Origin of the sequence: Microcoleus sp. Pol8_D6 (genome assembly GCF_036700965.1) — a bacterium.
Taxonomy (GTDB): Bacteria; Cyanobacteriota; Cyanobacteriia; order Cyanobacteriales; family Microcoleaceae; genus Microcoleus.
This window is the reverse complement of the sequence record NZ_JAUBPW010000127.1, coordinates 1-7,466: the sequence shown is the minus strand read 5'-3', so window position 1 is coordinate 7,466 and position 7,466 is coordinate 1. Positions and strand designations below refer to the sequence as shown.

Below are 7,466 nucleotides of genomic sequence, written 5' to 3'. Positions count from 1 at the left end.
CCAGCATGCGCTTGACCTGGTGGTACTTGCCTTCGGTCAGGGTCAGGTCCAGGCGGTGCGTGTCCACCAGCGCACAGGCTGCGGCACGCACCGGCTTGGGATCGTCGTCGAGCACCACGCCGGCGAGCAGCTTGTTCACCTGGGCTTCGTCCACGGGGTGCTTGGTGGTGACCTGGTAGACCTTGGGCACATGCTTCTTGGGCGAGCTCATGCGGTGGATGAACTGGCCGTCATCGCTAAGCAGCAGCATGCCGGTGGTGTCCTGGTCGAGCCGGCCCACGGCCTGGATGCCCTGCACCGCCGTCTTGCTCGGCCGCTGGCGCAGCGGCGCGGGCAACAGCGTGTAGATGCTCGGGTAGGTCGAGGGCTTTTGCGAGCACTCGGTGCCCGCGGGCTTGTGCAGCAGCACATAGGCCTTCTCGTGGTACGGCCAGTCCACGCCCTGCACGCGCAGCTGCAGGCCCTGGGGGTCGAAATCGGCCGCGGCCTCGGTGCAGGGCAGGTACTCACCCTGCACGCCGGTGGTGCTCACCGCCACCCAACCCTGCTGCACCAATCCGGCGCACACGCGCCGGGTTCCAAATCCCTGGGAATACAGAATGTCTTGCAGCTGCATGGCGGTGGCAATCAAGTGAATGAAGGTGGGGAGATCCGGGCGGGTAAAACTGGCCTCTGCCTGGCAGTGGCTGTACTTTTCGCATCCCCAAACGCAAAACCCCCCAGTCCTTTGGAGACTGAGGGGGTTTGGGGCTGTAAGAGCCTGACGATGACCTACTTTCACACGGGAACCCGCACTATCATCGGCGCAAAGTCGTTTCACTGTCCTGTTCGGGATGGGAAGGAGTGGTACCAACTTGCTATGGTCATCAGGCATAACTGGGTGTCGCGCTGCTCTATGAGCAACACAACGAATTCATAGAGTGGAATCAGATTAGATTTTTGTATTTTTGACTGCGTCAACTTGGCATAACAATCATTGAAGCACATTACGCGCTATCAAAGTTATAGGGTCAAGCCGCACGAGCAATTAGTATCAGTTAGCTTAACGCATTACTGCGCTTCCACACCTGACCTATCAACGTCCTGGTCTTGAACGACTCTTCAGGGGGCTCAAGGCCCCGGCAGATCTCATCTTGAAACGAGTTTCCCGCTTAGATGCTTTCAGCGGTTATCTCTTCCACACTTAGCTACTCGGCAATGCCACTGGCGTGACAACCGATACACCAGAGGTGTGTCCACTCCGGTCCTCTCGTACTAGGAGCAGGCTTCCTCAAATCTGCAGCGCCCACGGAAGATAGGGACCAAACTGTCTCACGACGTTTTAAACCCAGCTCACGTACCTCTTTAAATGGCGAACAGCCATACCCTTGGGACCGGCTACAGCCCCAGGATGAGATGAGCCGACATCGAGGTGCCAAACACCGCCGTCGATATGAACTCTTGGGCGGTATCAGCCTGTTATCCCCAGAGTACCTTTTATCCGTTGAGCGATGGCCCTTCCATACAGAACCACCGGATCACTATGTCCTGCTTTCGCATCTGCTCGACTTGTCAGTCTCGCAGTTAAGCACGCTTATGCCATTGCACTATCGTCACGATGTCCGACCGTAACTAGCGTACCTTCGAACTCCTCCGTTACGCTTTGGGAGGAGACCGCCCCAGTCAAACTGCCTACCATGCACTGTCCCCGATCCAGATAATGGACCTAGGTTAGAACCTCAAACACACCAGGGTGGTATTTCAACGTTGGCTCCATGACATCTAGCGACATCACTTCAAAGCCTCCCACCTATCCTACACAGATCTGTTCAAAGTCCAATACAAAGCTACAGTAAAGGTTCATGGGGTCTTTCCGTCTTTCCGCGGGGAGATTGCATCATCACAAACATTTCAACTTCGCTGAGTCTCAGGAGGAGACAGTGTGGCCATCGTTACGCCATTCGTGCAGGTCGGAACTTACCCGACAAGGAATTTCGCTACCTTAGGACCGTTATAGTTACGGCCGCCGTTTACCGGGGCTTCGATCAAGAGCTTCGCGTTAGCTAACCCCATCAATTAACCTTCCGGCACCGGGCAGGCGTCACACCCTATACGTCCACTTTCGTGTTTGCAGAGTGCTGTGTTTTTAATAAACAGTCGCAGCGGCCTGGTATCTTCGACCGGCATGGGCTTACGTAGTAAATACTTCACCCTCACCGGCGCACCTTCTCCCGAAGTTACGGTGCCATTTTGCCTAGTTCCTTCACCCGAGTTCTCTCAAGCGCCTTGGTATTCTCTACCTAACCACCTGTGTCGGTTTGGGGTACGGTTCCTAATTACCTGAAGCTTAGAAGCTTTTCCTGGAAGCATGGCATCAACCACTTCGTCATCTAAAAGATAACTCGTCATCAGTTCTCGGCCTTGATTTCCCGGATTTACCTAAGAAATCAGCCTACCACCTTAAACACGGACAACCAACGCCGTGCTGGCCTAGCCTTCTCCGTCCCTCCATCGCAGTAATTAGAAGTACGGGAATATTAACCCGTTTCCCATCGACTACGCATTTCTGCCTCGCCTTAGGGGCCGACTCACCCTGCGTCGATTAACGTTGCGCAGGAAACCTTGGTCTTTCGGCGTGGGAGTTTTTCACTCCCATTGTCGTTACTCATGTCAGCATTCGCACTTCTGATACCTCCAGCAAGCTTCTCAACTCACCTTCACAGGCTTACAGAACGCTCCTCTACCGCTCAACTTACGTTGAACCCGTAGCTTCGGTGTATGGTTTGAGCCCCGTTACATCTTCCGCGCAGGCCGACTCGACTAGTGAGCTATTACGCTTTCTTTAAAGGGTGGCTGCTTCTAAGCCAACCTCCTAGCTGTCTAAGCCTTCCCACATCGTTTCCCACTTAACCATAACTTTGGGACCTTAGCTGACGGTCTGGGTTGTTTCCCTTTTCACGACGGACGTTAGCACCCGCCGTGTGTCTCCCGTGCTGACACTTGCTGGTATTCGGAGTTTGCATCGGTTTGGTAAGTCGGGATGACCCCCTAGCCGAAACAGTGCTCTACCCCCAGCAGTGATACACGAGGCGCTACCTAAATAGCTTTCGAGGAGAACCAGCTATCTCCGAGCTTGATTAGCCTTTCACTCCGATCCACAGGTCATCCGCTAACTTTTCAACGGTAGTCGGTTCGGTCCTCCAGTCAGTGTTACCTAACCTTCAACCTGCCCATGGATAGATCGCCCGGTTTCGGGTCTATACCCAGCGACTGTCGCCCTATTAAGACTCGCTTTCGCTACGCCTCCCCTATTCGGTTAAGCTCGCCACTGAATATAAGTCGCTGACCCATTATACAAAAGGTACGCAGTCACCCAACAAAGTGAGCTCCCACTGCTTGTACGCATACGGTTTCAGGATCTATTTCACTCCCCTCTCCGGGGTTCTTTTCGCCTTTCCCTCACGGTACTAGTTCACTATCGGTCAGTCAGTAGTATTTAGCCTTGGAGGATGGTCCCCCCATATTCAGACAAAGTTTCTCGTGCTCCGTCCTACTCGATTTCATTGATAAGAGAATTTCGTGTACGGGGCTATCACCCACTACGGCGGCACTTTCCAGAGCCTTCCACTATTCTCAAATCAACTTAAGGGCTAGTCCCCGTTCGCTCGCCACTACTAAGGGAATCTCGGTTGATTTCTATTCCTCAGGGTACTTAGATGTTTCAGTTCCCCTGGTTCGCCTTACACACCTATGTATTCAGTGTGTAATAACCAGCTTATGCTGGCTGGGTTCCCCCATTCAGAGATCTCCGGATCAAAGTCTGTTTGCCGACTCCCCGGAGCTTATCGCAGGCTACAACGTCTTTCATCGCCTCTGACTGCCAAGGCATCCACCGTATGCGCTTCTTCACTTGACCATATAACCCCAAGCAATCTGGTTACTGTCTCTAACGTGAAGACGACATTCGCCGAAAATTTGCAATTGAGAACTACAAATTTTACCTTGACCAGACTAATTACCAGTGAAAGTAATTAATCAGTCACTTCTATCACATACCCAAATTTTTAAAGAACGATTTTCTTACTGGTCAAAGACCAGAAATCAACATTCATCTGCTTAGCAGGAACGCTCATTTCTGAACTCTAAACGAGGTGTAAGTGGTGGAGCCAAGCGGGATCGAACCGCTGACCTCCTGCGTGCAAGGCAGGCGCTCTCCCAGCTGAGCTATGGCCCCAATTACATCTAAGGCCTCACCCCACAACAATTGGTGGGTCTGGGCAGATTCGAACTGCCGACCTCACCCTTATCAGGGGTGCGCTCTAACCAACTGAGCTACAGACCCAATCGTCTTTCGCAATGAATCAAGCAATTCGTGTGGGGACTTATGAAGAAGCTGAAGTCTTCGATTAAGGAGGTGATCCAGCCGCAGGTTCCCCTACGGCTACCTTGTTACGACTTCACCCCAGTCATGAATCACACCGTGGTAACCGTCCTCCCGAAGGTTAGACTAGCTACTTCTGGTGCAACCCACTCCCATGGTGTGACGGGCGGTGTGTACAAGGCCCGGGAACGTATTCACCGTGACATTCTGATTCACGATTACTAGCGATTCCGACTTCACGCAGTCGAGTTGCAGACTGCGATCCGGACTACGATCGGTTTTATGGGATTAGCTCCACCTCGCGGCTTGGCAACCCTTTGTACCGACCATTGTAGCACGTGTGTAGCCCTGGCCGTAAGGGCCATGATGACTTGACGTCATCCCCACCTTCCTCCGGTTTGTCACCGGCAGTCTCCTTAGAGTTCCCACCATAACGTGCTGGTAACTAAGGACAAGGGTTGCGCTCGTTACGGGACTTAACCCAACATCTCACGACACGAGCTGACGACAGCCATGCAGCACCTGTGTCTGAGTTCCCGAAGGCACCAATCTATCTCTAGAAAGTTCTCAGCATGTCAAGGCCAGGTAAGGTTCTTCGCGTTGCTTCGAATTAAACCACATGCTCCACCGCTTGTGCGGGCCCCCGTCAATTCATTTGAGTTTTAACCTTGCGGCCGTACTCCCCAGGCGGTCAACTTAATGCGTTAGCTGCGCCACTAAAATCTCAAGGATTCCAACGGCTAGTTGACATCGTTTACGGCGTGGACTACCAGGGTATCTAATCCTGTTTGCTCCCCACGCTTTCGCACCTCAGTGTCAGTATCAGTCCAGGTGGTCGCCTTCGCCACTGGTGTTCCTTCCTATATCTACGCATTTCACCGCTACACAGGAAATTCCACCACCCTCTACCGTACTCTAGCTCAGCAGTTTTGAAAGCAGTTCCCAGGTTGAGCCCGGGGATTTCACTTCCAACTTACTGAACCACCTACGCGCGCTTTACGCCCAGTAATTCCGATTAACGCTTGCACCCTTCGTATTACCGCGGCTGCTGGCACGAAGTTAGCCGGTGCTTATTCTGTCGGTAACGTCAAAGTAGCAACGTATTAGGTTACTACCCTTCCTCCCAACTTAAAGTGCTTTACAATCCGAAGACCTTCTTCACACACGCGGCATGGCTGGATCAGGCTTTCGCCCATTGTCCAATATTCCCCACTGCTGCCTCCCGTAGGAGTCTGGACCGTGTCTCAGTTCCAGTGTGACTGATCATCCTCTCAGACCAGTTACGGATCGTCGCCTTGGTGAGCCATTACCTCACCAACTAGCTAATCCGACCTAGGCTCATCTAATGGCGCGAGGTCCGAAGATCCCCCGCTTTCTCCCGTAGGACGTATGCGGTATTAGCGTCCGTTTCCGAACGTTATCCCCCACCACCAGGCAGATTCCTAGGCATTACTCACCCGTCCGCCGCTCTCAAGAGAAGCAAGCTTCTCTCTACCGCTCGACTTGCATGTGTTAGGCCTGCCGCCAGCGTTCAATCTGAGCCATGATCAAACTCTTCAGTTCAATACTGCTTGGGTTTTGAGAAAACCCTAAACTTGGCTCAGCAATCGCAAAACTCTCAACTTAATGAGAGGTAACTCTCGAATTAACGAGTGTTGCTTTGTGATGCTGATAATCTTGCGACTAACAGTCTTACCTCACAAGCACCCACACGAATTGCTTGATTCAGTTGTTAAAGAGCGGTTGGTTAAGCCTTTCGTCTCAACCGAGGCGCGCATTCTACAGCAGCCTCATTTCTCGTCAAGTGATTTCGAAAATTTCTTTTCAATCTCAACCAGTTGCGCTTTCGATCAACATCTAGCTTCTCGTCAGCGGGAGGCGAATCCTACAGCGTTTCAAACCGCTGTCAACCGCCTCTTTTACCGCTTTCGATCTGCCTGACCGAACCTCTTCAGACTCAAACACCACCACCTGAAGAGGTGGCGCATTCTACGCAGCTTTCGCTGCTTTGCAAGCCTTTATTTAAATCTAACTTCTTGTCTTATAAGAAGTTTAAGGAACCGCTTACACCTGAAGAGCTGCGCATTATAGGGACAGAAATCCCCAGGTCAACGACTATATACCCTGCTTCACATCAGCCTCCCAACCGGCGAGCATCTCAGGCTTGCCGTGCTTACGCCCGAACTTCCTGCGCCCCCCCCCCCCAGAGGTGGTACCCGAATTGGAACCTGGATCAGCTTGTCGAAGTAGCTGGTAACCAGCACGTCATCCGGGATACCGCTGAAATGCCGGCGCACCGCATGCTTGGCTGTCAGCATGAAGCCGTGGCAAGGCCACATAGTAACGGTTCCGAAGAGAATAGAGGCCACTGGCCATATACTCCTTTCGGCGATATGTCTCTACGCGATGAGTCCCCAATGTGTCCCATGCCCAAAACGAAAAAGGCCAGTTCATTTCTGAACTGGCCTAGATCGTGGAGTTATTTGGTCGGGACGGAGTGATTCGAACACTCTACCCCTTGCACCCCATGCGCTTACTTGGTGGATTTCCATGGAAGTCCATGGACGCTATTAGAACGCCTAAAACCTATTAAATACGGGGCTTACAGGCTATATTTGCGTCCATCACGATCCACCAGCACCCACCGACAGCCAAGCGATTCGGTGGGGTAAAAGTGGGGTAAAAATCCAGGCAGCGGAATTATGCAAGGGGTAGGACATGGCCAAACTGACAGCCAAGCAACTGGAAGCGCTCACCGCCGCCGATGACGGCAAGATCCTTCGCGAAGACGGTGGCCTGGTCGCCAAAGTCCGCTCAGGTTTGCGTGGCGTGACGGTGCAGTTCCGTTACGAGTTCAAGCAGGATGGATTGAAGCGTGACCAAAGCCTGGGCAGCTGGCCAAAGAAGTCGCTGGCGCAGATTCGCGCTGAACGCGATGAGGTGAAAGCGACAGCCGCCAAAGGCATCAACCCCACTGCAGCCCGCAAGGCTGCCAAGATAGAAGCCCAAGCCGCTGTCGCAGCAACCATTGCCGAAGCTGAACGCCAGGCAGCGGAAAACAAGACGGTTGCAGACCTGTTTGATGAGTGGCTACGCGATGGTGTCT

The 7,466-nt window shown here is 52.8% G+C and carries 2 protein-coding genes, 2 tRNA genes and 3 rRNA genes; 1 reads left to right on the top strand and 6 read right to left on the bottom strand.

What is annotated here, in order from left to right; all coding sequences use genetic code 11:
• The 6 genes from QUA10_RS28355 to QUA10_RS28330 all read right to left on the bottom strand — a co-directional run.
• Positions 1-616, bottom strand: a 616-nt coding sequence (locus QUA10_RS28355; protein WP_333086460.1) for a pseudouridine synthase, incomplete at its 3' end; no start/stop codon positions are given.
• Positions 617-758: 142 nt separating this feature from the next.
• Positions 759-871, bottom strand: a 5S ribosomal RNA gene (rrf, locus tag QUA10_RS28350).
• A gap of 135 nt (positions 872-1,006) precedes the next feature.
• Positions 1,007-3,895: ribosomal RNA gene (locus tag QUA10_RS28345) — 23S ribosomal RNA — on the bottom strand.
• 242 nt (positions 3,896-4,137) lie between these two features.
• A tRNA-Ala gene (locus tag QUA10_RS28340) sits at positions 4,138-4,213 on the bottom strand.
• 31 nt (positions 4,214-4,244) lie between these two features.
• Positions 4,245-4,321: transfer RNA gene (locus QUA10_RS28335), tRNA-Ile, on the bottom strand.
• A 65-nt stretch (positions 4,322-4,386) separates the two neighbouring features.
• Positions 4,387-5,923: ribosomal RNA gene (locus QUA10_RS28330) — 16S ribosomal RNA — on the bottom strand.
• The 16S, 23S and 5S rRNA genes sit together here with 2 tRNA genes alongside, the layout of an rRNA operon.
• 1,155 nt (positions 5,924-7,078) lie before the next feature.
• On the opposite strand from QUA10_RS28330, the gene QUA10_RS28325 reads away from it, so the two are divergent.
• Positions 7,079-7,466, top strand: a 388-nt coding sequence (locus tag QUA10_RS28325; protein WP_333086458.1) for an Arm DNA-binding domain-containing protein, incomplete at its 3' end; no start/stop codon positions are given.